Source organism: Kocuria sp. NBRC 114282 (genome assembly GCF_030268385.1).
Lineage (GTDB): Bacteria > Actinomycetota > Actinomycetes > Actinomycetales > Micrococcaceae > Kocuria > Kocuria palustris.
Map to the genome: position 1 here is coordinate 354,802 of NZ_BSQO01000003.1, position 24,321 is coordinate 379,122.

The 24,321-nt window shown below is 70.3% G+C and carries 21 protein-coding genes; 10 read left to right on the top strand and 11 right to left on the bottom strand.

What is annotated here, in order from left to right; genetic code table 11:
- Nucleotides 1-8 precede the first annotated feature (8 nt).
- The 9 genes from wecC to QSJ40_RS07740 form a co-directional block, all read right to left on the bottom strand.
- Nucleotides 9-1,271 carry a UDP-N-acetyl-D-mannosamine dehydrogenase gene (gene wecC, locus QSJ40_RS07700; RefSeq protein ID WP_285729940.1) on the bottom strand — a complete coding sequence of 421 codons (1,263 nt, stop codon included), beginning with the start codon at nucleotides 1,269-1,271 and terminating at the stop codon, nucleotides 9-11.
- A 119-nt stretch (nucleotides 1,272-1,390) separates the two neighbouring features.
- Entirely contained in the window at nucleotides 1,391-3,304 is a 1,914-nt protein-coding gene (locus QSJ40_RS07705) for a glycosyltransferase family protein (protein ID WP_285729942.1), read from the bottom strand.
- Nucleotides 3,305-3,380: 76 nt separating this feature from the next.
- The gene (locus tag QSJ40_RS07710) at nucleotides 3,381-4,358 is read right to left on the bottom strand and encodes an ABC transporter ATP-binding protein (protein ID WP_285729944.1); all 978 of its coding nucleotides are present in this window, start codon (nucleotides 4,356-4,358) and stop codon (nucleotides 3,381-3,383) included.
- Nucleotides 4,339-5,280, bottom strand: a complete 942-nt coding sequence (locus QSJ40_RS07715; protein ID WP_024290364.1) for an ABC transporter permease — start codon at nucleotides 5,278-5,280, stop codon at nucleotides 4,339-4,341. The genes QSJ40_RS07710 and QSJ40_RS07715 overlap by 20 nt, the downstream gene beginning before the upstream one ends.
- Nucleotides 5,277-7,175, bottom strand: coding sequence for a glycosyltransferase (locus tag QSJ40_RS07720; RefSeq protein ID WP_285729947.1), 1,899 nt, complete (start codon nucleotides 7,173-7,175; stop codon nucleotides 5,277-5,279). Before QSJ40_RS07720 ends, QSJ40_RS07715 begins: the two co-directional genes overlap by 4 nt.
- Nucleotides 7,172-8,395, bottom strand: a complete 1,224-nt coding sequence (locus QSJ40_RS07725; RefSeq protein WP_053447452.1) for a glycosyltransferase family 4 protein — start codon at nucleotides 8,393-8,395, stop codon at nucleotides 7,172-7,174. Before QSJ40_RS07725 ends, QSJ40_RS07720 begins: the two co-directional genes overlap by 4 nt.
- Entirely contained in the window at nucleotides 8,392-9,456 is a 1,065-nt protein-coding gene (locus QSJ40_RS07730) for an LCP family protein (protein WP_053447453.1), read from the bottom strand. Before QSJ40_RS07730 ends, QSJ40_RS07725 begins: the two co-directional genes overlap by 4 nt.
- 117 nt (nucleotides 9,457-9,573) lie before the next feature.
- Complete coding sequence (locus QSJ40_RS07735; RefSeq protein WP_157796676.1) at nucleotides 9,574-11,409, bottom strand: hypothetical protein; 1,836 nt, start codon at nucleotides 11,407-11,409, stop codon at nucleotides 9,574-9,576.
- A gap of 147 nt (nucleotides 11,410-11,556) precedes the next feature.
- Nucleotides 11,557-11,817, bottom strand: coding sequence for a type B 50S ribosomal protein L31 (locus QSJ40_RS07740; RefSeq protein ID WP_006215670.1), 261 nt, complete (start codon nucleotides 11,815-11,817; stop codon nucleotides 11,557-11,559).
- A gap of 314 nt (nucleotides 11,818-12,131) precedes the next feature.
- On the opposite strand from QSJ40_RS07740, the gene QSJ40_RS07745 reads away from it, so the two are divergent.
- The 3 genes from QSJ40_RS07745 to QSJ40_RS07755 all read left to right on the top strand — a co-directional run bounded on the left by QSJ40_RS07745 (nucleotide 12,132) and on the right by QSJ40_RS07755 (nucleotide 16,298).
- Nucleotides 12,132-14,177 carry a S8 family serine peptidase gene (locus tag QSJ40_RS07745; protein ID WP_285729954.1) on the top strand — a complete coding sequence of 682 codons (2,046 nt, stop codon included), beginning with the start codon at nucleotides 12,132-12,134 and terminating at the stop codon, nucleotides 14,175-14,177.
- An 81-nt stretch (nucleotides 14,178-14,258) separates the two neighbouring features.
- Nucleotides 14,259-14,702: an alternative ribosome rescue aminoacyl-tRNA hydrolase ArfB gene (arfB, locus tag QSJ40_RS07750; RefSeq protein WP_053447456.1), complete on the top strand. Its 444-nt coding sequence runs from the start codon at nucleotides 14,259-14,261 to the stop codon at nucleotides 14,700-14,702.
- 48 nt (nucleotides 14,703-14,750) lie between these two features.
- Nucleotides 14,751-16,298 (top strand): MFS transporter, encoded by a 1,548-nt coding sequence (locus QSJ40_RS07755; RefSeq protein ID WP_285729958.1) that lies wholly within the window; start codon nucleotides 14,751-14,753, stop codon nucleotides 16,296-16,298.
- A gap of 80 nt (nucleotides 16,299-16,378) precedes the next feature.
- Here the strand turns inward: QSJ40_RS07755 and tpx are convergent, their stop codons facing one another.
- The gene (gene tpx / locus QSJ40_RS07760; RefSeq protein ID WP_285729960.1) at nucleotides 16,379-16,873 is read right to left on the bottom strand and encodes a thiol peroxidase; all 495 of its coding nucleotides are present in this window, start codon (nucleotides 16,871-16,873) and stop codon (nucleotides 16,379-16,381) included.
- A 156-nt stretch (nucleotides 16,874-17,029) separates the two neighbouring features.
- On the opposite strand from tpx, the gene QSJ40_RS07765 reads away from it, so the two are divergent.
- Both QSJ40_RS07765 and QSJ40_RS07770 read left to right on the top strand, forming a co-directional pair.
- On the top strand, nucleotides 17,030-17,437 hold the full coding sequence (locus QSJ40_RS07765) for a DUF3054 domain-containing protein (RefSeq protein ID WP_081749255.1): 408 nt from the start codon (nucleotides 17,030-17,032) through the stop codon (nucleotides 17,435-17,437).
- Nucleotides 17,438-17,539: 102 nt separating this feature from the next.
- Nucleotides 17,540-17,818 (top strand): Lrp/AsnC family transcriptional regulator, encoded by a 279-nt coding sequence (locus QSJ40_RS07770; protein ID WP_006215862.1) that lies wholly within the window; start codon nucleotides 17,540-17,542, stop codon nucleotides 17,816-17,818.
- 44 nt (nucleotides 17,819-17,862) lie between these two features.
- Here the strand turns inward: QSJ40_RS07770 and trpD are convergent, their stop codons facing one another.
- Entirely contained in the window at nucleotides 17,863-18,930 is a 1,068-nt protein-coding gene (trpD, locus tag QSJ40_RS07775) for an anthranilate phosphoribosyltransferase (RefSeq protein WP_285729964.1), read from the bottom strand.
- Nucleotides 18,931-19,084: 154 nt separating this feature from the next.
- On the opposite strand from trpD, the gene ctaE reads away from it, so the two are divergent.
- From ctaE to QSJ40_RS07800, 5 genes are all read left to right on the top strand, one after another.
- A complete protein-coding gene (ctaE, locus tag QSJ40_RS07780) occupies nucleotides 19,085-19,720 on the top strand; it encodes an aa3-type cytochrome oxidase subunit III (RefSeq protein WP_024290355.1) in 636 nt (211 codons plus the stop codon).
- 67 nt (nucleotides 19,721-19,787) lie between these two features.
- A complete protein-coding gene (qcrC, locus tag QSJ40_RS07785; protein ID WP_006215859.1) occupies nucleotides 19,788-20,576 on the top strand; it encodes a cytochrome bc1 complex diheme cytochrome c subunit in 789 nt (262 codons plus the stop codon).
- 78 nt (nucleotides 20,577-20,654) lie between these two features.
- Complete coding sequence (qcrA, locus tag QSJ40_RS07790; RefSeq protein ID WP_024290354.1) at nucleotides 20,655-21,755, top strand: cytochrome bc1 complex Rieske iron-sulfur subunit; 1,101 nt, start codon at nucleotides 20,655-20,657, stop codon at nucleotides 21,753-21,755.
- Nucleotides 21,755-23,452 (top strand): cytochrome bc1 complex cytochrome b subunit, encoded by a 1,698-nt coding sequence (qcrB, locus tag QSJ40_RS07795; protein ID WP_204781836.1) that lies wholly within the window; start codon nucleotides 21,755-21,757, stop codon nucleotides 23,450-23,452. Before qcrA ends, qcrB begins: the two co-directional genes overlap by 1 nt.
- Before the next feature lie 298 nt (nucleotides 23,453-23,750).
- Nucleotides 23,751-24,287, top strand: a complete 537-nt coding sequence (locus tag QSJ40_RS07800; RefSeq protein WP_006215856.1) for a GNAT family N-acetyltransferase — start codon at nucleotides 23,751-23,753, stop codon at nucleotides 24,285-24,287.
- The last annotated feature ends 34 nt before the right edge of the window (nucleotides 24,288-24,321 follow it).

Here is a 24,321-nt window from a genome sequence, read left to right on the forward strand (position 1 = left end):
ACGCAGGCTCAGCGCCAGAGGCCCTTGGTGTCGACCACGGTCTTGCCTGCCAGGGCGGTGGCGGGAACGGCCTTGAACTCGTCATGGTCCACGAGCACCAGCAGCACGTCGGCGCGCTCGATGGCCTCCCCGTGCTCGGCCAGCTCCACGTTCGCCAGACCGGACAGGGCCTTCGGCAGCTCCGAGACGTTCGGCTCCACGGCCAGGATCTTCGCCTCCGGCAGCGCCTCGGCCAGGTCCTTGGTGATGTTCAGCGCCGGGGACTCGCGCAGGTCGTCAATGTTCGCCTTGAAGGCCAGGCCCAGGGCGGCCACCGTGGGCTCGGACTGGTGCGACACGGCCTCGCGGACCTTGTCGATGACCCACTGCGGCTTGCCGTCGTTGACCTCGCGGGCCGTGCGGATGAGATTCGAGTTCTCGCGGTCCGAGGAGACGATGAACCACGGATCCACGGCGATGCAGTGCCCGCCCACGCCGGGACCGGGCTGCAGGATGTTCACGCGCGGGTGGTGGTTGGCCAGCTCGATGAGCTCCCACACGTCGATCCCCAGCTTGTCCGAGATCAGGGACAGCTCGTTGGCGAAGGCGATGTTGACGTCCCGGAAGGAGTTCTCGGTCAGCTTGGCCATCTCGGCGGTGACGTCGTCGGTCTCCAGCAGCTCGCCCTGGCAGAAGGTCGCGTACACGGCCTTGCCGCGCTTGGCGGCCTCCGGGGTCATGCCGCCGATGATGCGGTCGTTGGTGACGAGCTCCTCCATGGCCTTTCCGGGCAAGATGCGCTCGGGGCAGTAGGCCAGGTGGATGACCTTCTTCTGGCCCTGCTCGGCCTCCTGCGGATCCACGGTGAGATCGGGGCGGGCCTCGGTGAGCACGCGGCCCAGCAGCTGCGTGGTCTGGGGCGGGGAGGTCGACTCCAGGATCACGAGCTCGTCGCCCTCGAGCAGCGGCGCGATATTGCGCGCGGCGGCCTCGATGTAGGAGGTGTCGCCCACGTGATCGTCCTTGAAGGGAGTCGGCACGGCGATCACGAAGGCGTCGCCGTGCTGCATCTCGGTGGAGGCGGTGAACTGACCCGAGTCCACGGCGCGCTTCAGCTCCTCCTCCAGTCCGGGCTCCACGATCGTGACCTCGCCGCGGGAGACGCGCTCCACGACCGAGTCGTTCACGTCCACGCCCTTGACCCGCACGCCGCTGTTGGCCAGCGTCACGGCGGTGGGCAGGCCGATGTAGCCCAGCCCCACGAAGACGACGGTCTGGTTGCTCTCGCTCATGGGTGCTCGTGTCCTTGATCTCCGCGTCCGCGCTGAGGAGGCGGATCGGCGGGGTAGTTGCAGTTACAGGCAGATTCGCCATGCTGTGGGCCGTTCGGTGGAACCCCAGGCGGGGGTCATCATACGCACAGGTGCGCGGTGTCCGACCCGAAGAACATGACCTCACCAGTGGAGATGACGTGCTGGTCCGTCACATTCCAGGTATGTCCGTGTCCGCCCCGGAACTGCCGGAAGTTGAAACGATCCGTGGCATAGACGCGGCCGCCGGCATCCACCACGTCCTGCAGGAAGCCGGTGTCCTCCCCCGTGGTCCGGTCACGGAAGGGATGGGCCTCGAAGACCTCGCGCGCGGCCATCAGCGTGGGTCCGAGCACGAAGTCCGTCCAGCGGTGCTCTCGCTCGCCGAAGCGCAGCAGCGTGGCGTCGTAGGACTGGACGTAGAGGTAGCTGGCCTGCTTGCCCACCACGTCTGCCTGCGTCACGCGCAGGATGGCCAGCTGATCCGCCAGGTAGTCGGGGCCGTACCAGTCGTCGTCGTCCATCTTGGCGATCACGGCGCCGGAGGAGGCCTGCACGCCGGCGTTGAGGCAGGAGCCCAGCGACCAGTCCCGGGGCGCCGGCACGATCACCAGGTCCTCGATCCCCCGCTGCGCCGCCAGCTCGGCGGCCCGAGCGGCATCGGGATCGAAGCCGTGGCACACGAGCACGACCTGCGGGCTCACACCGCGCTGAGCCGCCACCGAGTCCATGGCCTGGCCCAGGCGGTCCGGCCGGTTGGTGGACAGCACCACGGACACGGACGGGTTCGACGGCTGCCAGGAGCCGTCCTGCTGCGGAAGGGCCAGGTCCAGGACGGTCGCCGCGCGGTGCGTGTACGTGTGCTCGGCCCACACCCGGCGCTGAGCCCTGCGCACCGTGCGATCGCGCAGCTGCTTGGAGCGCACGAGCGCCCGGACGACGTCGGCGGCCTGCTCCCGTGTCTCGACGACGGGCAGCTCCGCCTGCGGGAAGTACTCCCCCACGGCTGCCGACGGCGTGGAGACCACCGCCGTGCCGCGCGAGAGGATCTCGAAGATCCTCCGGGCGCACATCGACGGCGAGTCCACGACCGAGTTGACGTTGAGGAAGACCTTGTAGGCCTGATACGCCGTGAGCATCCGGGCGTAGTCCAGCGAGCCCACCACGCGCTGATCCAGCGGGGCCGGGAACTGATAGCGCTCGTCGTCGCCCAGGTACCGGGAGAAGATCTCCAGGCCCTTGCGCATCTTGGGCGAGACGTCCAGGGCACCGCCGAGCAGCAGGTCCATCTGATCGCGGCGCTCGGGGAACTTGTGCGCGAAGTACATCCCGCCGAAGGCCACGTCCCGTGCGTCGACGCCGCGGGCCCCGCGCACCGGGGAATGCACGGCCGGCTGCGCGGCGAAGGCCAGCACGCCCACGCGATCGTGGCCCAGATCCCGCCGGTAGTGCTCCACGCGGTTCGAGTCCGAGGTCAGGACGATGTCGAACAGCCCCGCGCACTCCAGGAAGTCGTCGTAGTGCGGCGGGTCCTCCTTGTTCCAGAACACGGTGGGGATCCCGGCGGCGCGGAACGCGGCCACGAGCTCCCGGAACGGCTCCTTGACCCCGGAGGTGCCGGTGAGCTGGTACTGCCACTGGTCCTGATTGCCGTGCCAGGCGGACTCCACGAACAGCAGCTGCGGCCGGTGCTGCTCGAGCTGCTCCCGCCACCCGGTCCGGGACAGCTCCACCTGGTCCCACTCGTAGCCGAAGGCCCGGGAGGAGAAGTCGTCCAGGATCGTGGCCACGGTGACGTCGGCGAAGGGCCGCCGCCACTGCTGCGGCCACTCGGTCGGGGCGAAGGACACCCGACGGCCCTCCCCGGCCACGGCCTCCGACGACCCGCCCGGCAGCCCGCGGCGACGCAGGTGCTTGCGGGCCTGGTCGACCCCGCCATGGCGCAGGTGCCACAGGAGGGTGCGCAGCTCGCCCGGCGAGGGGATCGCGGGCTTGGGGGGCTTCCTAGCAGACACGATGGGTGGTCCTCTCGGTCACGCGGCGCGGGGGCACCAGTGCGGGATCAGGCGGTCGGAGGCGGCTCGGTCGGGCTCAGGCGCTGTTCACGAGCTCCAGCGGAACGCGCTCGGCCAGGGTCCGGTCCCGGTAGTCCTGGGCGCTGAGCAGATTGCCGTCGGCCAGCAGCTGCATGTAGTGCTCGTAGCGCTCCACGACGTCCTCCACGGGGCCGTCGGCCACGACCTGTCCGGCGTCGATCCACACCAGACGGGTGCACATGGAGCGGATCTCGGACATGGAGTGGGAGACGAACAGGACGCAGCCGGCGTTGTCGCGGATCTCGTCCATGCGCGCCTTGCCGCGGGCCTGGAACTGGGCGTCGCCGGTGCCCAGGGCCTCGTCCAGGATGAGCACCTCCGGGTTGGTGGCCGTGGCCACCGCGAAGCGCAGCCGCGCGGCCATGCCCGACGAGTAGGCCTTCATGGGCCAGTGCAGGGCCTTGCCGAGCGCTGCGACATCCACGAGCTCGTCCATGACGTCGTCCACCTGCTGCGGGGTCATCCCCTGGGCCAGGCAGCCGAGGCGGATGTTGCGCTCCCCAGACAGTGCAGGCACCAGGGACACGCTCACGCCGAGCTTCGACGGACGGTCGATGGCCCACACGCGTCCGGAGGTGGGGTTCATCTGCCCGGCCACGATGTTCATCAGAGTGGACTTGCCGGAGCCGTTGCGGCCCACAAAGCCCACGAACTCCCCCTGCTCCACGAGCAGGTTCACATTCGTCAGCGCCTGGTTGTCCACCTGGGGCGGACGGCCCAGCGCGCGGCGCAGCACGCGCGATACCGCGGGGAGCTTCTGCTCATCGGCACCGCCGGTGCTCGTGACGCGATAGACCATGGAGACGTCGTCGATCACGACCGCGGGATCGCGCACCGGCTTGAGGCTCGTGCCGGTCAGCCCCGAGCCGTCCTGAGCCACCCACTCCTGGGCGATCTGCCGGCGACGGGCCTCGCGCCACCGGGGATCGATCGAGGGGTCCTCGAACAGGGAGTCATCGCTTCTCGTCGGCATAGCTCTCCTCGTTCCACCAGAACACCAGCAGCCCGATCACCAGGGCGCCCACCGCCCACGCCGTGAGGATCAGCCACGACGACAGCGACGGCGCCTCGGCGTAGAGGATCGCCCCGCGCGCCATCTGCAGCACCTGGTACAGCGGGTTGAGGTGGAACAGGGTCAGGATGGTCGGATTATCCGTGAACCGGGACGGGTCGTAGAAGATGCCCGAGGCGTAGAGCCACAGCCGCGTGCCCAGCTGGATCAGGTTCGCGACGTCGGGGATCCGGTGCACGAGCGGCGCCAGCAGCATCCCGGCGCCCCAGTTGAAGATCGTCTGCAGCACGAAGATCGGCAGGATCAGCAGCCACAGGGGCGTGATCGGCTCGGCCGGCGGGGCGATCAGCACGAAGAGGAACATGGCCGCCAGCACGTAGAGCTGGCTCCATGCCTCGCGCACCACGATCCCCAGCGGCAGCGCCGCTCGCGGGAAGGAGAAGCCCCGGATCAGGTTCTTGCCCTGCACGATGCTGCGGGCGCCCGTGGCCACGGAGCGGGACGTGTAGAGGAACATCATCAGGCCGATGATCAGGAAGCCGACGAAGTTCTCCACACCGCGATCAGTGCGCAGCAGCAGCCCGAAGACCAGGAAGAAGGTCAGGCCCAGCAGCATGGGATTGAGGATCAGCCAGATCTTGCCCAGGATCGTGTGCTCCTGGCTCACCGACAGCCGCACCCGGGCGTCGTAGAGCACGAAATGCCGCGCGCCCCACAGGCGACGGATGTACTCCCCCAGCGGCGGGCGGGCGCCGACGGCCATCAGCTCCGAGGAGTCGTAGTGCATCCGTCGACGGTCGAGTGCCGCCGCCCGAGAGGCCGCCGACGCGCCGGAGGGCGACGGTGCGGAGGCACCGGAGCGGGGATCCGTGCTCTCGCTCATCGCGCCTCCGTCGTCCGTGCCGTCTGCATCGTCTCGTCTTGTCCTGCCTGCCCGGTGGGGCCGCGGGCCGTCAGCTCGTCGTAGCGCTCGAGCGTCCGGGCGGCGACCGCCTCCCAGGTCCGCTCGCGCAGCACCGCCGCGCGACCGGCTCGCCCGAGTCTAGGCCCCGTCCCCGCTTCGCCCCACAGGCGCCGCACCGCGTCGGCCACAGAAGCCGGGTCCTCGGGCGGCACGAGCAGCCCGGTGACGCCGTCCTCCACGAGCTCCTCGAGCGCCGGAAGCCGCGAGGCGATCACCGGCACACCCCGTGCTGAGGCCTCGGCGAGCTTGAGCGGGGTGACCGAGCGCGTGACCTCCCGGTCCAGGCGGGGCACGACGAACACGTCCAGGGCGCGCTGCCAGCTGCGCGCGCCGTCGCGGTCCACGCGGCCCGGGAAGACCACGCGGTCGGCCACCCCCAGGTCGCGGGCCAGCGCTTCGAGCGCCGGACGGGCGGCGCCGTCTCCGACGATCACCGCCGTGATCGGCTCGGGCAGCAGGACCATGGCCCGCACCAGGTCGTCCAGGCCCTCGTAGTCGACGATCGAGGACACGGTGCCCATCAGGAACTGCCCGGGCCGGATCCCCAGGGACGCGGCATCCACGTCCGCGCGGGCCTGCTCGACCGGCTCGAGCTCGGCGGCGTGCTGCGGTCCGACCGCGTTGGGGCTCAGCCGGACCGAGGCTGCGTCCACGCGCCCGCCGGTGACCTCCTCGACGCGGCGCGCCATCGCCGCACCGAGCGTGGCCACGTCGTCCGCCGCCTCCATGACCTCGGCCTCGCGCGCCTGGAAGCACGTGTAGCGCTCGGAGACCCCGGCGACCGGCGGGCGGCGCGAGGCCCAGGTGTCCGCGAGCTGCCCGCGGACCTCGTAGACCCACGGGATGCCCAGCACTGCGGCGACCTCGCGGACCACCAGGGCGTTCACGAAGTGCGTGGTCGTGTGCAGCACTGCGGGGCGGACCCACAGGCACAGCTCGAGCAGCGCCTCGGCCTGCAGCTGGAGACGGCCGGAGGCCGTGCGGGGAAGGCGGGCCGGGGAGATGCGGTGATAGCTCACGCCGTCGATCACCTCCAGGTCCTTCGCGCTCAGCCGCCCCACCTGCGCCGGATAGCCCGGACGGGTCTGGGCATGGACCTGCCAGCCCGCGGCCGCCTGGGCGCTGAGCAGCGCGTGCGAGCGCACGGCGTAGCCGCTGGCGGTGTGCGGCAGGGAGTTGGTCAGGACGTGGACCACGGTCCGCGGCTGCGGCTGGTAGGGCTCCCGCAGCGGCGGCAGCGACGGTGAGCGCCCGTGCAGCTGGGCCCGCTCGTCGGCCAGGCGCAGCAGCTGGGCTCGCTCCCCGCGGGTGGCCTCCCCGCGCAGCCAGGCGCACTGCAGCGGCACCAGGGCCGCGCCCAGGGCGCCGAGCTGGGTGTCGCGGCGGGCCAGCGTCCCGGCAAGGCCGCGGACCGCCGACCCGGTCGGCAGGGCGCCGCCGCTCGGCCCGCCCCGCCGAGGGATCGCTGATGTGAGCCGGAAGGCGTCGTCGGGCCGGTCCGCGGCGATGGCGACCTCCGCCAGCCGCCGCAGGGCGGCCGGGGCGCAGCTCTCGTCCAGCAGAGCGCGGTCGAAGGCCTCGCCGAGCGCTTCCTGCTCCCCCACCAGGCTCAGACCCAGGGCGGCGGCCGACGGCAGCGGGATGCGGCACAGCGCCCGCCCGGCCCGAGCGGTGAGGCCGGCGGGCAGTCGTCGGGAGACCTGCAGGGCGAAGACCGCGGGGTCTCCGCCCAGGTGCTCCCAGGCGGTCCGCACGACCAGGCTGAGATGGCGCAGGCGCGGACCCGTGCGCGGCGCGTCCGAGCGGCCCGTCATCGGCTGCTCCGCGGACGGCCGTCCTCCAGGAGCTCGCGCAGCAGGGCGTCGTAGCGCTCGGCCAGATCGGCGTAGTCGGCGTGCTCGGCCACCCAGGCGCGCCCGTCGAGGTTGCACCGCAGCCGGGAGCGGTCCGCGATCAGGCCCTGCCACAGATCGGCGATCTCGCGGGCGGTGGAGCCCACCACGTCGCCGGCCCCGGCCTGGCGCAGCACCCACGCGGCCTCCCCGCGCACCACGGCGGTGAGATGGCGGCCCACGGCCATGACCTCGTAGGTCTTGGAGGGGATGGTGGCGTCGAAGGACTTCCAGTCGTCGCGCAGCGAGATCACCAGCGAATCCGCCTGCCGGTAGTGCTCGAAGACCTGATCGCGGAAGACCGGGTCCAGGAACCGCACCGGCGCCCCCAGGGAGGCGGCGTGGCGCACCAGCATGGCCTTCTGCGAGCCCTGCCCCACCAGGGTCAGGCGCATGCCCGGCCCCACCAGCGCGGCGGCCTCGATCAGTCGCTCCAGGCGCTGGCTCTCCCCGTGATTGCCCAGGTACAGCACCTCCAGCCGGTCGCGGACCAGCGGCGGCGGATCCAGCACCGGTGTCTGCTCCAGGCGCACGCCGTTGCGCACCGTGCGGACCTCTCGCACACCGCGCTCCCGCAGCGTCTCGGCGAAGCCCTCGGTCACGGTGACGACAAGATCCGCCCTGTCCTGGACCGACTCCACGGCCCGGTTGATGATCCGCTGGGCACGGCCCCGCAGGACCCCGGCCTCCGTAGCGAGGTTCGGCCAGGCATCGCGCATCTCCACGACGAGAGGCTTCCCCCTCAGCCGTGCGGCCAACCAGCCGCTGGCCAGCAGCGGCAGCGACGGCGCCGTCACGATCACCACGGAGTGCCCGCGCACCGTCAGGGTGCGCAGCGCGCTGCCACCGGCGGTGACCAGCTGATCCACCAGCTTGGGCAGACGGGCGTCGCGGGCTGTGAGATACGGGACCCGCACGATCGTCTCGCCCACCGGCCCCGGCCGACCGCGCCCCACCCTGCCGCGGGAGGAGCGATCAGCGTCCGGGCCGAACCCGTAGTGGGCCACCGGTGCCACGACCGTCATCTGCCAGCCCCGCTGCACCAGGTGCGGGATCAGGGACTGCCAGCGGCGCTGCGGCGGTGAGTGCTCAGGCCAGTAGGAGTGGGCGAGCAGAAGCGCGTTGGAACGCGCTGCGCTCACAGGCCGCTCCCGTCGTCCGCGGAGAGCTCCTGGTAGTGCTCATCCAGCGTGCCGTCGTCGATGGCGTCGCCGATCTCCTGCATGGCCTCCTCGTCCGGGAGCACGACCGACTGGCCGTCGTCGGAGGTTCCGATGCCGTTCGTCGGGACCGTGAACATGTGGATGTCCGAGCGCGAGACGCCGACCATCTTGGGCACCAGACCGCGGATGTAGCCGGAGTCCAGTCCATCGGAGACCGTGAGGTACGGGGAGATCGTGCTCACGATGTCGGAGATCTTTCCGGGATTGGCCAGGACCTCGGGCTCCAGGAACCGATCGAGCAGCGCCTGGATGAACGCACGCTGGTTGGCCACGCGTGTGTAGTCGCCGTCCGCGAAGGAGTGGCGCTCACGGGCGAACGTCAGGGCGGTCTCGCCGTCCATCGTGGTGGGACCGGCCTCGTAGACGTCGCCGTTGTCGGCGGTGAACGACTCCGGGACGTCCACAGTCACTCCACCCAGGGCATCGACCAGGCCCTCGAAGCCCTCGAAGTCGACGGCCATGACCTCGTCGATCCGGGTGTCGAAGTGCCCCTCGAGCGTCTCGACCATCAGCGGCATGCCGCCGTTCTGGTAGGCCGCATTGATCTTGGCCTCGCCCACACCGGGGATGTCGACCCAGGTGTCGCGCATGACGGACATGACGTAGATCTCGCCGCCGTCCTCGGGAATGTGCATCAGCATGATCGAATCGGCGCGCGCGCCCTCGCGGCCGAGCTCGCCGCCGCCCTCGGGCCGCTTGTCCGAGCCGAGCAGCAGGATCGTGGTGCCCTCCGAGTCCTCCGGCCGGTCCGCCTCCTCCGGGAAGGCCTCCGACGACGGCACGGAGGTCACATTCTCGTCATAGGAGCGCGAGAGGCCGTTGATGTAGAGCGCAATGACGGCGATGACACCCACCACGAGCACCAGGAAGGCGATCAGGAAGCCGAGCAGGATCTTGCGCCCGCGCCGCTTGCGCCGTGGGCGATCCGAGTCATCGCGGCGCCTGCCGTCGAACAGGTCGTCCTGGATGTCATTGCTCATGCGGGGGCCTCCGGGGTGGCAGCTGGACCGGGACCCTGCCGGGACGGCATGGCTGCGAGGGCAGCGGGTCGAGGAGCGCTGTGTGGGTCGTTCGGGGGTGGGCTCGTCGTCGGCACATCATACGGCCGGGATGCGCACCACGCTGGCAGATCCGGCGGGGACCTCGAACGCGATCTCGCTGCCGGCATCGACGGTGCTCACCTGGGCCGGCGCGTCGTCCTGCGGCAGCAGCGGCAGCCCGAACCCGTCGACCGAGGGCTGCCCGTCGGCCACGGGCTCGACGGCCGAGTCGACGTCCAGGGCCGTGCCGTCGTCGTCCTGCGTGGCCGGGCGCGAGGGGTCCTCGCTCGAGGAGCCGTCGGGGCGGGCGTCGTCGAACAGCGCCGCCTCCGGGTAGTGCTGGCTCCACCGCTGACCCGTCAGGGTCGAGACCCGGGCCTCATCCCGCGACCCGGGGACCGTCAGCTCCATCGGGCGAGCCTCGCCCCGCGGATCGCGGAAGTCCATGACCACCAGGGACAGCGAGCCGTCGTCGTGCTCGATCGCGTAGGCCGTCGTGGACGATCCGCTCGCGCCGTCGACCGCGCCGCCGGAAGCCGGGCGCAGCCGGACGTCCAGGAACTCGCCATCGGGCAGCGAGCCCGCCAGGGCGAGGGCCAGGCCGTTGGTGCGCGGCACGAAGGCCTCACCCGGACTCGCCAGGGTCCCCGACGAGCACAGCAGGGACATCGGCGCCCCGCCGCGGCACGGCGCCAGGGACGAGTGGAAAGCCACCTTCTGCGCCCCCAGCTGCTGGGCGCGCAGGAGGTAGTCGGCGCTGTAGACGCCGGCGGCCAGGGTCTCCGTGAGCTCGTTCGTGCCCGCGCACGACGACGCCGACGTCTCGGTGATCCACAGCGGCATCCCGGTCGCCTCGGCGGTCTGCGCCGCCTGGCCGACCAGATCGTCCACCCGGGCCCGGGTGCCGGCGGAGACCACGTTCTCGATCGTGGGCTCCTGCTCGGCCTGGTGCGCGGCCCGGTCCGGATCGCCGCACTCGGGCAGCGGGTACTGGTGCATGGCCAGGGCGGACTCCTGGGCCGGGTCGGTCAGCTCGGACTCGGCTGCCGCCTCCCACCAGGTGCGGTCGTAGGCGCCGGGGGCCGCGATCGTGACGCCCGGCGCGGCCTCGCGCATCTGCGCCACGGCGTCGCCGGCCTCGTCCACGTACTCGTCGGTCCCCCAGTCCTCGTCGCGGATCGGCACCGGGTTCTCCGGGATGTCGGGGAAGCCGTTGGGCTCGTTGCCGATCATCATCCCCGCCAGGCGATCGCCGAAGGCCTCCTGGGAGTGCTGTGCGAGCTCGCCGGCGCGCACCGGATCGGTGTGCCCCAGGTTCGCCGAGACGATGACCTGGGCGTCGACCTCCTCGGCCAGACCGGCCACGCGCTCGAGGTCCTCGGGGGTCACGCGAGTGATCTCCTCGCCGTCCTCCAGGGGCCAGTCCTCGGGCACGGGCTCGTCGTAGGCCGTGAAGAAGAACCGACGGTCGGTCGCGTTGCCGCCGAAGCGCAGGGTCGGCCGGTCCAGCGAGCCCAGCAGCCGGACCAGGTCCGGATTCTCGGCGCTGAGGCGCTCATCGGCCAGGTCGGTGGCCTCGAAGGAGATGCCCGCGGCGTCGTCGCGGTAGGAGGTGCCCGTGGGCTCGCCCACGCTCACCTCCAGGGCGTCGGCGTCTTCGCCGTCGTCGGAGGCGGAGGCGTCCGTCGACGACGGCTGCGCGGACTCCGCGCGCTGGTCGGCGATCCACCGCTGCGGGTCCTCCGGCGGCGGAGCGGTCGGCCAGGGATCCGAGGCCGCCGGGGCAGGCGGGGTCTCGGGCTCCTGAGGGTCCTCGGGGTCCTGGGCGCAGGCGGAGAGCACCAGGGCCGAGACGACGAGCAGGGACGGGAGGCTGAAGCGGGGGGTCCTCATCGTGGACGACAGTAGCCTGCCGGGGCCGGTGGAGGCGTGTGAGGCGGCCCGCACATGCGAGAAGGACCGCACCCCGTGGTGCGGTCCTTCTGCGAGGGCAGCGCGGACGGCGCTGCGCGAGCCGGTCGCAGGACCGGCTCAGCGGCTTCAGCGAGAGGACTTGCCGAAGGACTTGAAGCGCGCGTTGAAGCGCTCGACGCGGCCGGCGGAGTCCATGATGCGCTGCTTGCCCGTGTAGAACGGGTGCGACTCGGACGAGATCTCCACCTCGATGAGGGGGTACTCGTTGCCGTCCTCCCAGGTCTCGGTCTTCTGCGACGTGGCAGTCGAGCGGGTCAGGATGACCTTGCCGGAGGCGAGGTCGCGGAAGAGCACCGGGTGGTAGTCCGGGTGGATGTCGTTCTTCATGGTCTGTGTTCCTTCGCTGGAGGGGCCGCTGGATTGTGCCAGAAGCCATGACGCTTGGGTGCGGGTGCACTGGGCACCAGCGAGCCATCGTACACCCGCCCTGCGCCACGCGCCCGGACCCGTCGCCACTGAATAAAACCTGATGAAGTTCGATGAATTGCTCGAATGTTCGCGTACCCTCTTCGGGGGACGACGACGGCTGCGTCTTCCGTCGATCCCCGCACCACTCCCCCCCCCCCCCCCCCCCGCTCCCCCCCGAAGAGGACCCAGCCGTGCCTTCACCCCTGCCTCCGAGGCCCCTGTCCGCAGACCCCGTGACCGCATCCCCCAAGCGCCGACGCCCCATGGTCATCGCTCTGGCCGTCGCCTTCGCGGTGACGCCCGCCCTGTCGATGCTGCCGGCCCAGGCCGCGGAGGACCCCGCCAAGGCGGACTCCCAGGGGATCGACTCCGCGCTGCCCGGGCCACTCGACCGCTCCGGACTCGACGAGACCGGCCCGGCCCAGGACGGCGCCGCGGACGAGCAGGTGCCCCAGGAGACTCCTCGCGTGATCGTGCGCTTCGAGGACCCGGCGACCTCGGAGGCTCAGAAGGAGCAGATCGTCGCCGAGGCCGCACAGGAGGCCGACATCCTGCCCGCCGAGGACCAGGCCCCGAAGGGCGCGGCGGCCTCTGCCGAGACCGAGCCTCAGCGGGTCAAGCAGACCGCCGACTCCGCCGACGTCCTGGAGTTCCCGGAGGAGCTCGAGGTCCAGGAGCAGTCCGATCTCATCGACCAGCTCGAAGAGGACCCGCGGGTCGCCTACGCGGAGCCCGATCGCCTCGCCCGCGCCGCGGCGACGAACGACCCGCTGTCCGGCTCGCAGTTCACGCTCGAGGACCGCAGCGTCCCGGACGCGTGGCGCATGGCGACCGGCCGCGGCGTCACGATCGGCGTGCTGGACACCGGCCTGATCCGCCACCCGGACCTCGACGCCAAGCGCGTGTCCGGCTACGACTTCGTCTCGCCCTACCCGGCCGACTTCCCGGTCGACGGCAACGGGCGCGACGCCGATCCCAGCGACCCCGGTGACAACAAGAGCTCGAGGTGCCAGGCGACGTGGCACGGCAGCCACGTGGCCGGCATCGCCGCCGCGTCCACGAACAACGGCATCGGCATAGCCGGCGTGGCCCGCGACGCGAGCATCCAGCCGGTGCGCGTGCTCGGCAGCTGCACCTACGGCTACGAGTCCGATATCGCGGACGGCATCCGCTACGCCGCAGGACAGACCATCGGCGGGGCCGTGAACCGCAACCCGTCCGACGTCATCAACATGTCGCTGGCCCTGTACGGACAGTGCGGGCGCACCATGCAGTCGGCGATCGACTACGCAGTCGGGTCCAACGTGCCGGTCGTCGTGGCGGCCGGGAACTCCGCGGACAACGCGAACATGTACCCGCCCGCCAACTGCAGCAACGTGATCGCCGTGGGCGCAGCTGATGAGAACGGCCAAGTGGCCTCCTACTCGAACACCGGTCCCAACGTCGACGTCCTGGCTCCCGGTGGGCACGGCACCCGGTACTCGATCATCTCGACCATCGACGCCGGCACCACCGGACCCATACGAGCGAGCTACGGCTACAAGAACGGCACCTCGATGGCCACCCCGTTCGTCTCCGGCACCGTGGCCATGATGCTCGAGGCCAACCCGGACTTGACCCCGGCCCAGATCGAGCGGACGCTCAAGTCGACCTCGACCGGTCCGCTGGGCCGCCTGCAGGTCTCCCCCGCCGATGCCGTCCGCGCCGTCGCGCCCGCCAAGACCGCGACCAAGCCCACCCCCACGGGCCCCTTCCGCGACGTCCCGGCCAGCAACCAGTTCGCCACCGAGATCACCTGGGCCAAGAACCAGAAGTACCTCAACGGCTGGTCGGACGGCACCTTCCGCCCGACCCAGAACATCGACCGCAACGCGATGGCCGCCGTGGCCTACCGCATGGCCGGCTCGCCCGCCTACACTCCGCCCAAGGTCTCCCCCTATAAGGATGTGTCCCCGTCCTCGGCCTTCTACAAGGAGATCACCTGGGCACGCTCCCAGGGCCTGCTCACCGGCTGGTCCGACGGCACCTTCCGCCCGCTGAACGACATCGACCGCAACGCCACCGCAGCGCTGCTCTACCGCATGTCGGGATCGCCGGCCTACACCGCACCGAAGACCTCCTCGTTCAAGGACGTGCGCCCCGGCTCGGCCTTCTACAAGGAGATCCACTGGATGAGCGCCCAGGGCATCACGACCGGCTGGAACGACGGCACCTTCCGCCCGCTGGATCAGACCCACCGCGACGCCATGGCCGCCTTCCTCTATCGTTTCGAGAACTGATCGGTCGCCCGAGGCACGGAGACGGCCCCGACCCCGCATCGCCTGCGGCATGACGAGACCCCGCGAGAGGACGGTGGCCCCATGGAGGATCTGAGGATCCGCACGGGCCCCGGTCTCCCGCGGGGTCTCGTCATCCCCGCCGCAGAGCTGCACGAGCAGTTCGTGCGCTCCTCCGGGCCCGGAGGCCAGTCAGTGAACACGACCGACTCCCGGGTGCAGCTGCGCCTGGACCTTGCGGCGTGCTCGGCGCTGACCGACGACCAGCGCCGCCGAGCGCTCTGCGCGCTCGAGCCGCGCCTGGCGGGCACGGAGCTGATCGTCGACGCAGCTGAGCACCGGTCGCAGTTCCGCAACCGCAAGGCCGCCCGCGAGCGGATGGCCGAGCTGCTGCGCCAGGCCATGGCCCCGCCCGTGCCGCGCCGACCCACCAAACCCACACGCGGCTCGCAGCGCCGGCGCCTCCAGGCCAAGAAGCACCGCGGCCGGATCAAGGCCGATCGCTCTCGCCCCGGCAGGGACGCCTGAGCGCGACGGCCCCCGTGGGAGTCGGAGGCTCGGAGTAGGATCCCCAGAATGCCCGCCTCCGACGATCGCCCCGGATCGCACGACCCTCACCCCTTCACCGGAGACGTGTACGCGGAGGGCTCGGCGCCCCCGCCGAGCGCCCCGGACGACGACTCCGAGTTCGTGCCCGATCCCCGCCGCGGCCGCATCCTGGCCGTGCTGCTGGCCTCGCTGTTCATGGCGCTGGTGGCCGTCAGCATCATCAACGTGGCGCTGCCGTCCATCCAGCGCGATCTGGGAGCAAGCTCGAGCGACCTGCAGTGGGTGCTCTCCGGATACGCCCTGTCCTTCGGAGTCGTGCTGGTCGCCGCCGGACGAGCCGGGGACCTGTTCGGCCGGGAGCGGCTGTTCGTGGCGGGCATGGCCCTGTTCACCGTCGCCTCGCTCGCGGCGGCCCTGTCTCCGACCCCGCTGATGCTCAACCTCTCGCGCGTGTTCATGGGGATCGGCTCCGGCCTGATCAATCCCCAGGTCTCCGGGCTGATCCAGCAGCACTACCGGGGCAACGAGCGAGCCCGGGCCTTCGGCTACTTCGGCGGGATCGTGGGCGTGGCCGTGGCGATCGGGCCCGTCATGGGCGGGCTTCTGATCGGCATGCTGCCCCCGGGACTCGGCTGGCGCTCCACGATCGGCATCAACGTGCCGCTGGGCCTGATCATCCTGGCGCTGTCCACCCGGTGGCTCGACCTCGGACCCAGCCGGACCACGACTCAGCGGCGCTCGCCCGACCTGGACCCGATCGGCGCCGTCATGCTGGCGGTGGCCGTGCTGACCGTCATGCTGCCGTTCATGCTGGCCGAGCAGTACACAGCGGCTTGGGCGCTGCTGCCCGTCGGACTGATCCTCACTGCTGCGTGGGTCGTGTGGGAGCGGCACTATCAGGCCCGCGGCAAGGCCCCCATGGTCGATTTGCGCCTGTTCCGCATCCGCAGCTACTCGCTGGGGACCCTGATGATCGGGATCTACTTCACCGGCGGCACCACCATCTGGGTGATCCAGGCTCAGCTGGTCCAGCAGGGCCTGGGCCAATCCGCCCTGGTCGCCAGCCTCCTGGGTCTGCCCGGCGCGGTGCTCACGGCACTGTCGGCGCAGCTCGGCGGCCGGCTGGTCACCCGGATCGGACGCTGGACCGTGGTGATCGGCCTGGTCGTGGTCCTGGCCGGCATCACCGGCACCCTGCTGACCACTCCGCACATCGTCGCGGGAGATGTGCCCCTGTGGCTGCTCGGCGCGGTCATGTCGCCCATCGGCTTCGGCGCAGGCATGGTCACCAGCCCCAACCAGACGCTCACGCTGCGCGAGGTCCCCGTGGCCGAGGGCGGCACCGCCTCGGCCATCATGCAGACCGGCCAGCGCATCGGCACGGCCGTGGGCTCGGCGGGCGTCACCGGCATCTACTTCTTCCTGCTGCCCCAGGGCGCGGACCGCGCCGCAGACGCCGCCTACCTGATCATCGGAGGCATCGTCGTGATCGCGCTGATCGTCGCGGTCGTCGACGCCCTCACCGATCCGGATGGCGGGCGCATCGGAGGCCCGACGCGCCGGGAAGTGCGCTGAAGCCGGGCAGGTAGGAATGACAGAGGGGCCGGCAGCCGCAGTCGCGGCTGCCGGCCCCTCGTCGTGCGGGGCGGCTGTGATCAGGACAGCAGATTGATCACGGCGTCGTAGTCCGGCTCATCAGCGATCTCCGGGACGAGCTGGGTGTAGATGACGTTGGACTCGGCATCGAGCACCACGATGCTGCGCGCCAGCAGACCGGCCAGGGGGCCGTCGACCATGGTCACGCCGTAGTCCTCGCCGAAGCTCGATCGGAAGGCCGAGGCCACGGAGACGTTCTCGATGCCCTCGGCTCCGCAGAAGCGGGCCTGGGCGAACGGGAGGTCCTTGGACACGCACAGGACATCGGTGCCCGCGAAGCCCACGGCGAGCTCGTTGAAGCGGCGGACCGAGGCCGCGCAGGTCCCGGTGTCGACGCTCGGGAAGATGTTGAGCACGAGCCGACGCCCGCTGAAGTCCGCGGTGCGGACCGGAGCCAGCTCGGAGCTCACGAGCTCGAAGTCCGGAGCGGACTGAGCGACCTGCGGGAGCTCTCCGACGGTGTGGACGAGTTCTGCCTTGAATGCGGTTTCCATGAGGACGACCTTAGCCGCCGAACCGGTCTCGGGTCACGGGGTCGCTCATGCCGAGGACGAGCCGATGGGGGATGATGGAAGCACCCTGATCGGGTCGTTCACAAGATCCGACGAGCGGCCACGGAGAGTCAACATGAACGTGAAAGTAGAGAGAAAATGACTGGACCTGTACCTGAAGTCGAAGTCAGTCGCGAGCCGGCCAAGCGCATCCAGCCCTTCGTGATCCTCTGGGTCGTCCTCGATGCGATCCTCGTCTGCCTCTTCGGCGCGATCGGCAAGTCCTCGCACGACGGCAGCGCCTGGCTGTTCTTCGATGCGGCATGGCCGTTCCTGGTGGGGCTCGGCGTCGGCTGGCTGGCCGTGGCCTTCCTGCGCCGCCCTGGCCGCGAGCTGGTCTCCGGGCTGATCATCTGGGCTCTGACGGTCGTGGTCGGCGCCCTGCTGCGCGTGGCCGCAGGCGACGGCGCCCCGGTGTCGTTCCTGCTCGTGACGGCCTCGGTGCTGCTGGTCTTCCTGCTGGGCTGGCGCCTGATCGCGTCCGTCGTGGTGCGCGTGCGCCGCTGAAGCGCTCCACCCACGAGCCGGCATGGGCCCGCGGATACAGTGGAGACCACGAGTCTTCCGGGCCCTTCGCGGACCCGAGCCCCACGTTCGCCAGGAGGCAGCATGTTCACCGCCATCGTCATGATCAGCACCGATCCGCAGCGGATCCCCGAGATCGCCCAGGAGGTCTCGGATCTGCGCGGCGTCTCCGAGGTCTACTCGGTCACCGGCGAGTGGGACCTCATCGCCCTGGTGCGCGTGCGTCGCCACGAGGAGCTCTCGGACGTCATCGCCGATCGGCTCTCCAAGGTCCGGGGCATCCAGGAGACGGTCACCCAGATCGCCTTCCGCACCTACAGCAGCCACGACCTCGAGGAGGCCTTCTCCCTGGGCATGGACTGATGCCGCACCGGCGCTGCTGTGCTGGTTCTTGGGCAGCTCTGGGCTCAGCTCCGCGAGTGCGCGATCCAGCGATCCAGCACCCGCTGGGCGGCACCGGTGTCCAGGGACTGCGCGGCGCGCTCGATCGCCGCGGCCATGCGCTCCTGGAAGGAGCCGTCCGGAGCCTCGTCGAGCGCCATCAGGGCGGAGGCCGCATTGAGCAGGACCGTGTTGCGGACGTGGCCGGTCTCCCCGGAGAGGATCCGGCGGGCGACTGCCGCGTTGTACTCGGCGTCCTGACCGCGCAGGTCCTCGACCGTGCCGCGCGGCATCCCGAAGTCCTGGGGCTCGAGCACGTGCTCGGTGATCCTGCCGTCGCGGACCTCCCAGACCTCCGAGGACTCGGTGATGGTCAGCTCGTCGAGCCCGTCGCCGCCGCGGAAGACCAGGGCGCGGTGGCCGCGATCCCGGAACACGCCCGCCATCACGGGCGCCAGCGCGCGGTCGGCCACGCCGATCGCGGAGGCCTCCACGAGCGCCGGGTTGGAGATCGGGCCCAGGAAGTTGAAGGCCGTGGCCACGCCCAGCGCCTTGCGGGCGCTGGCGGCGAAGCGCATGGAGGGGTGGAAGGTCTGGGCGAAGCAGAAGGTGATCCCGACCTCCCGAGCGCAGGACTCCACCATGGACACGGGCATGTCCAGCTGCACGCCGAGAGCCTCGAGGCAGTCCGCCGAGCCGGATTTGGACGACGAGGCGCGGTTGCCGTGCTTGACCACCCGGGCGCCGGCGCCGGCGGCCACGAGCGCGGACATGGTGGAGATGTTCACGGAGCGCAGGCGATCCCCGCCCGTGCCCACGATGTCCACGGCCGGGCCGGGCACATCGAGCGGGCGGGCGTGGGAGACCATCGCGTCGGCCAGCCCCTTGAGCTCGTCGACGCTCTCCCCCTTGGCCCGCAGCGCGACCAGGAACCCGGCCAGGGCGATGTCCTGGACGTCGCCGCGCATGACCGCGTCCATGGCCGACCATGCCTGCTCCGCACTGAGATCGCGGCCCTGGATCAGGGAGGTGGTGAGCTCGGGCCAGTCCAGCGGCGCCGAGGGGTGCGTGGGGATCTCGCTGTTCGAAGTCACGGTGCGACTCTATCCCCGGGTCCCAGCCGGCACAGCCCGCCCCGAGGCAGGGTCCTGCCCAGCTCATGCATTCCCGGAAGGGAACGGAATCCCATGGTTCTCACCGGGGTGTCTCAGTTGGTTCGCAGGACCGTTTGGCGACATAATGTCGATCGTGACGACTGCAACCCATGCCCCAGCGCGACCCGCCCCGGTCATCAACCGCCCGAACCTCACCGCAGTGGGGACCATCGTGTGGCTGGCCTCCGAAGTCATGTTCTTCGCCGGCCTGTTCGCGATGTACTTCACGCTGCGCGCCACGGTTCCCGAGGTCTGGGATGAGGGCGCCTCGCTGCTCAACATCCCCCTGGCCACCGTGAACACCATCGTGCTGGTGCTGTCCTCCGTGACCTGCCAGTTCGGCGTCTTCGCGGCCGAGCGCCTCCAGCCCCGACGCACCGGCGGCCTGTTCTCCGTCGCCAAGTGGGGCATGGTCGAGTGGTTCATCCTCACGTTCCTCATGGGCGCGTTCTTCGTCTCCGTGCAGGTCTTCGAGTACGCCACCCTCTGGTCGCACGGCCTCGGCATCGCGTCCTCGGCCTACGGCTCGGCGTTCTACCTCACGACCGGCTTCCACGCCATCCACGTGACCGGCGGCCTCGTGGCCTTCCTGGTGATCATCGGGCGCGCCTTCCTGGCCAAGCGCTTCGGTCACTACGAGGCCACGTCGGCGATCGTCGTCTCCTACTACTGGCATTTCGTGGACGTCGTCTGGATCGCCCTGTTCGCGATCGTCTACTTCCTGCAGTGACTCCGGTCCACCGCGCCCACCGGCGTCACCGCCAGCTCAGCACCACACCGAATCGAGGACTCCTGACGTGAAGGCTCTCTCACAGAAGCGTCGCCATCCGCTCGCCATCCTGGCGCTGCTCCTGAGCGCCCTGCTGCTCACCGGTGGTCTCTACGCAGTCGCCACCACCTCGAACCAGGCCCAGGCCGCGGACGAGTACACGGCCGAGGACGTCGAGCAGGGCGAGTCCCTCTTCCTCGCCAACTGCTCCACCTGCCACGGCCTGGACGCCCAGGGCACGGACGCCGGCCCGTCGCTGATCGGCGTGGGCGCTGCCGCCGTGGACTTCCAGGTCGGCACCGGCCGCATGCCCATGCAGATGCAGGGCCCGCAGGCCCAGAAGAAGCCGCAGCAGTTCAACGAGGAGCAGACCAGCCAGCTGGCCGCCTACGTCGCTTCGCTCGGCGCCGGTCCTGCCGTCCCCGAGGACGAGTACCTGGACGTCTCCGAGGGCGACGCCGCCAATGGCTCCAAGGTCTTCCTGGCCAACTGCGCCATGTGCCACAACGCCGCCGGCGCCGGCGGCGCACTGACCCGCGGCAAGTTCGCCCCGTCGCTCATGGGCGTCGAGGAGAACCACATCTACGAGGCCATGCAGACCGGCCCGCAGAACATGCCCGTGTTCAACGACGCGAACATCACCCCCGAGGAGAAGCGCGACGTCATCACGTACCTGAAGACGGTCGAGACCAACACCGACCCCGGCGGCTTCGGCCTCGGCTCGCTCGGCCCGGTCTCCGAGGGCCTGTTCATCTGGACCATCGGTCTGATGATCATCATCGGCTTCACCGTCTGGCTCACCACCAGGTCCGCCTGATCCATCCGCTCGCCGTGCCCCGGCGGTCCTCCGATCACCGGGCCCTGCACCACGTTTCAAGAAAGTTTGAGGGACCACATGGCCAGCCATCGTGATGAGCTCCCCGAGGGCAAGAAGGGCAACGTGCTCGATCGCAGCGCCGCGCCGCAGCGCTTCGAGAACCCGGGCATGCCCCCGCACTCGCCCCGGACCACGGACGTCGATCCGCAGGCCGCCAAGCGCGCCGAGCGCCAGGTCGTGCTCCTGTTCGTGATCTCGATCCTCGGATCGATCCTGTTCTTCGTGGGCTACTTCGGCATCCGCGTCGAGGGCGACATGTACGACGTCATGAACCCCGAGCCGACCTCCCAGCTGCGCCTGCAGAACCTGCTGCTCGGCGCCGGCATCGCCCTGGGCATGCTCGGCATCGGCGTGGGCATCGTGCACTGGGCCAAGACGCTCATGCCCGATCACGAGATGGTCGAGTCCCGCCACGAGATCCGCACCGAGGCCCAGCGCGCCGAGGCCGCCGAGATCATGGACACGATCGTCGACGAGTCCGGCATCAAGCGCCGCCCGCTCATCCGCAACAGCCTCATCGGCGCCATGGTCCTGGCTCCCCTGCCCTTCGTCGGCCTGCTCAAGGACCTCGGTCCCTGGAACCTGCAGACCATGAAGCACACCCTGTGGGACGAGGGCGTCCGCCTGGTCCGCGACCCCTCGGGCACGCCGATCAAGGCCTCGGACATCACCCTGGGCTCCACCTACCACGTGCTGCCGGAGAACATCCTCGGCCTGGGCCACGACGAGGGCTACCTCAATGAGAAGGCCAAGGCGGTCGTGCTGGTCATGCGCCTGGACCCCTCGGAGGTCAACGTCTCGGAGGAGCGCACCGACTGGAACGTGGACGGCATCTTCGCCTACTCCAAGGTCTGCACCCACGTCGGCTGCCCGGTGGCTCTCTACGAGCAGCACACGCACCACCTGCTGTGCCCCTGCCACCAGTCGACGTTCGATCTCACCAACGAGTGCGAGGTCATCTTCGGCCCGGCGTCCCACCCGCTGCCGCAGCTGCCCATCACGGTCGACTCGGAGGGCTACCTGGTGGCGCGCAGCGACTTCCACGAGCCCGTGGGCCCGGCCTACTCGCAGCGCATCATGCACCGCAACCAGCTTGAGGACGAGACGGAGAACGCCTGATGTCCGCACAGACCACAGACACGCGCCGTCCGCAGCAGGACGACTACCGGCCGGACACCGCCGTCGGCTTCATCGCGAACTACGCCGACACCCGCGTGGGCCTCTCCCCGCTGGTCAAGGAGTTCGGACGCAAGATCTTCCCGGACCACTGGTCCTTCATGTTCGGCGAGGTCGCGCTCTACTCGTTCATCATCCTGCTGGTCTCGGGAACCTTCCTGGCCCTGTGGTTCGACCCCACGATGGTCTCCCAGGAGTACACCGGCTCCTACGTCCCCATGCAGGGCGTGGAGATGTCCGGGGCCTACGCCTCGTCCCTGCACATCTCGTTCGACATCACCGGCGGACTGTTCCTGCGCCAGCTGCACCACTGGTCGGCGCTGCTGTTCGTGGTGGCGATCTGCGTGCACATGATGCGCGTGTTCTTCACCGGCGCGTTCCGCCGCCCGCGCGAGCTCAACTGGGTCGTCGGCGCGCTGCTGTTCGTCATGGCCATGGCGGCCGGCTTCACCGGCTACTCCCTGCCGGATGACGTGCTCTCCGGCAACGGCCTGCGCATCGCCGACGGCATGGCCAAGTCCATCCCTGTGGTGGGCACCTACATCTCCATGATGCTCTTCGGCGGAGAGTTCCCCGGCCACGTGGTGATCCCCCGCCTGTACATCCTCCACGTCTTCCTGATCCCGGGCGTGATCCTGGGCCTGATCGTGGTGCACCTGTTCATGGTCGTGACCCACAAGCACACCCAGTACCCGGGCCCCGGTCGCACCGAGGACAACGTGGTCGGCTTCCCGGTCGGCCCCGTCTACGCGGCCAAGGCCGGCGGCTTCTTCTTCATCGTGCTCGGCTTCCTCTCGGCCCTGGCCGGGATGGTCCAGATCAACGCGCTGTGGAACTACGGCCCGTACGATCCCTCCCCCGTGCAGGCAGGCACGCAGCCGGACTGGTACATCCTCTTCGGCGACGGCGCCCTGCGCCTGTTCCCGGGCACCTGGCCCTGGAACTGGGAGTGGAACCTGTTCGGCCTGGTGACGATCCCGCTGGCCGTGTTCATCCCGCTGATGATCATGGGCGCGCTGATCGGTGCGATCTTCGCCTACCCGTTCCTGGAGCGCTGGATCTCCGGCGATTCCCGCGAGCACCACGTGCTGGACCGCCCGCGCAACGCCCCCACCCGCACGGGCCTGGGTGCAGCTGCGGTCGTGTTCTACTCCGTGATGATGGTGGCGGCCACCGGCGACCTCATCGCCACGCACTTCCACCTCTCGCTCAACGACGTCATCTACGCCCTGCGCACGCTGTGGATCGTCGGCCCGATCATCACGTTCCTGATCGTCAAGCGGATCTGCCTGTCGCTGCAGCGCAAGGATCGCGAGATCGCCCTGCACGGCCGCGAGACCGGCCGCGTGCAGCAGCTGCCGCACGGCGAGTTCGTCGAGGTCCACGAGCCGCTGAGCCCCTACGCCCAGTACCGCTTGGTCAGCTTCGAGGCTCCCACCCCGCAGGCACCGCGCCGCAACGCCAAGGGCCGGATCTCCGGCCCCGAGAAGCTGCGCTCGCGCCTGACGCGCTTCTTCTACGAGGATCGCGTGGCGCCGGTGACCCCGGCCGAGCTCGAGGCCGCGCACCACGAGCACCAGGAGGACCTGGGCTCCCTCGATGCCGGGCACAACACCTCGGATCGCGAGATCGGCAGCTGATCGGCTGTCCCTGCTGCAGAGGCCCCCGACTCCCCCGCGGAGTCGGGGGCCTCTGTCGTCGAGGCGGGATCCACGACCGTGTTGCCAACGGACGGTGTCGGTGATCACGACAGCCGCCGGGGTGTTCGGTACCCTGAGACCCCGACCGGTAACCCACCGGGTTCCCCCGCCCGACCCCGTCCCGTCGAGTCGTCAGAGGCCGCTCCTGCCCGAGCCGCACTGCCGCACCGGCACCCCGCAGGCCCTAGGCAGGCGGGGCCGACGGTCCGCACACCGCACTGAAGATCTGGAGACACCGATGACTGGGAAGATCGTCCTCGTGGGACGCACTGCAGACCTCGTCGCACGCTCTGGCAAGAGCCTGCTCAACACCCGCCCGGCATCCTCTGAAGACATCCCCGCGCTGGCCGAGCTCTATGCGGCCGCCTATCAAGCGTCCTCGACTCCGGATGACTCCAATGTCACCTCGCCGGAGGAGGCCCGGGAGATCCTCACCAAGCTCTTCGACGGCGAGTTCGGCCGCCTCCTGCCCGAGGCATCGCCCGTAGTCGCCGACGAGGACGACGACATCGTGGCCGCCGCCCTGGTGGTCGAGCAGCGCACGGGAGGAGGCGTCCCGGAGGATCCCTACCTCTTCGAGCTGTTCACCCACGCCTCGCACCGCCGGCAGGGGCTGGCCGAGCAGCTCGTGCGCAGCAGTGCCGCCGCACTGGCGGAGGCCGGCCACGAGCGGCTGAGCCTGCGGATCCCGGAGGACAACTCCCCCGCTCTCGCGCTCTACCTGACCCTGGACTTCAGCCGCTGGCAGGAGGCCGCGGAGGAGGACGAGATCTGATCCTCGATCGGCTCCCGTCTCGCAGACCAGGGGC

Coding starts and splice junctions, on each gene's coding strand:
- QSJ40_RS07755 (WP_285729958.1), top strand. CDS start 14,751: ATGCCCGCCTCCGACGATCGCCCCGGATCGCACGACCCTCACCCCTTC.
- QSJ40_RS07715 (WP_024290364.1), bottom strand. CDS start 5,280: ATGAGCGAGAGCACGGATCCCCGCTCCGGTGCCTCCGCACCGTCGCCC.
- arfB (WP_053447456.1), top strand. CDS start 14,259: ATGGAGGATCTGAGGATCCGCACGGGCCCCGGTCTCCCGCGGGGTCTC.
- QSJ40_RS07800 (WP_006215856.1), top strand. CDS start 23,751: ATGACTGGGAAGATCGTCCTCGTGGGACGCACTGCAGACCTCGTCGCA.
- QSJ40_RS07730 (WP_053447453.1), bottom strand. CDS start 9,456: ATGAGCAATGACATCCAGGACGACCTGTTCGACGGCAGGCGCCGCGAT.
- QSJ40_RS07720 (WP_285729947.1), bottom strand. CDS start 7,175: ATGACGGGCCGCTCGGACGCGCCGCGCACGGGTCCGCGCCTGCGCCAT.
- qcrA (WP_024290354.1), top strand. CDS start 20,655: ATGGCCAGCCATCGTGATGAGCTCCCCGAGGGCAAGAAGGGCAACGTG.
- QSJ40_RS07765 (WP_081749255.1), top strand. CDS start 17,030: ATGACTGGACCTGTACCTGAAGTCGAAGTCAGTCGCGAGCCGGCCAAG.
- qcrB (WP_204781836.1), top strand. CDS start 21,755: ATGTCCGCACAGACCACAGACACGCGCCGTCCGCAGCAGGACGACTAC.
- QSJ40_RS07735 (WP_157796676.1), bottom strand. CDS start 11,409: ATGAGGACCCCCCGCTTCAGCCTCCCGTCCCTGCTCGTCGTCTCGGCC.
- wecC (WP_285729940.1), bottom strand. CDS start 1,271: ATGAGCGAGAGCAACCAGACCGTCGTCTTCGTGGGGCTGGGCTACATC.
- QSJ40_RS07740 (WP_006215670.1), bottom strand. CDS start 11,817: ATGAAGAACGACATCCACCCGGACTACCACCCGGTGCTCTTCCGCGAC.
- QSJ40_RS07710 (WP_285729944.1), bottom strand. CDS start 4,358: ATGCCGACGAGAAGCGATGACTCCCTGTTCGAGGACCCCTCGATCGAT.
- tpx (WP_285729960.1), bottom strand. CDS start 16,873: ATGGAAACCGCATTCAAGGCAGAACTCGTCCACACCGTCGGAGAGCTC.
- QSJ40_RS07770 (WP_006215862.1), top strand. CDS start 17,540: ATGTTCACCGCCATCGTCATGATCAGCACCGATCCGCAGCGGATCCCC.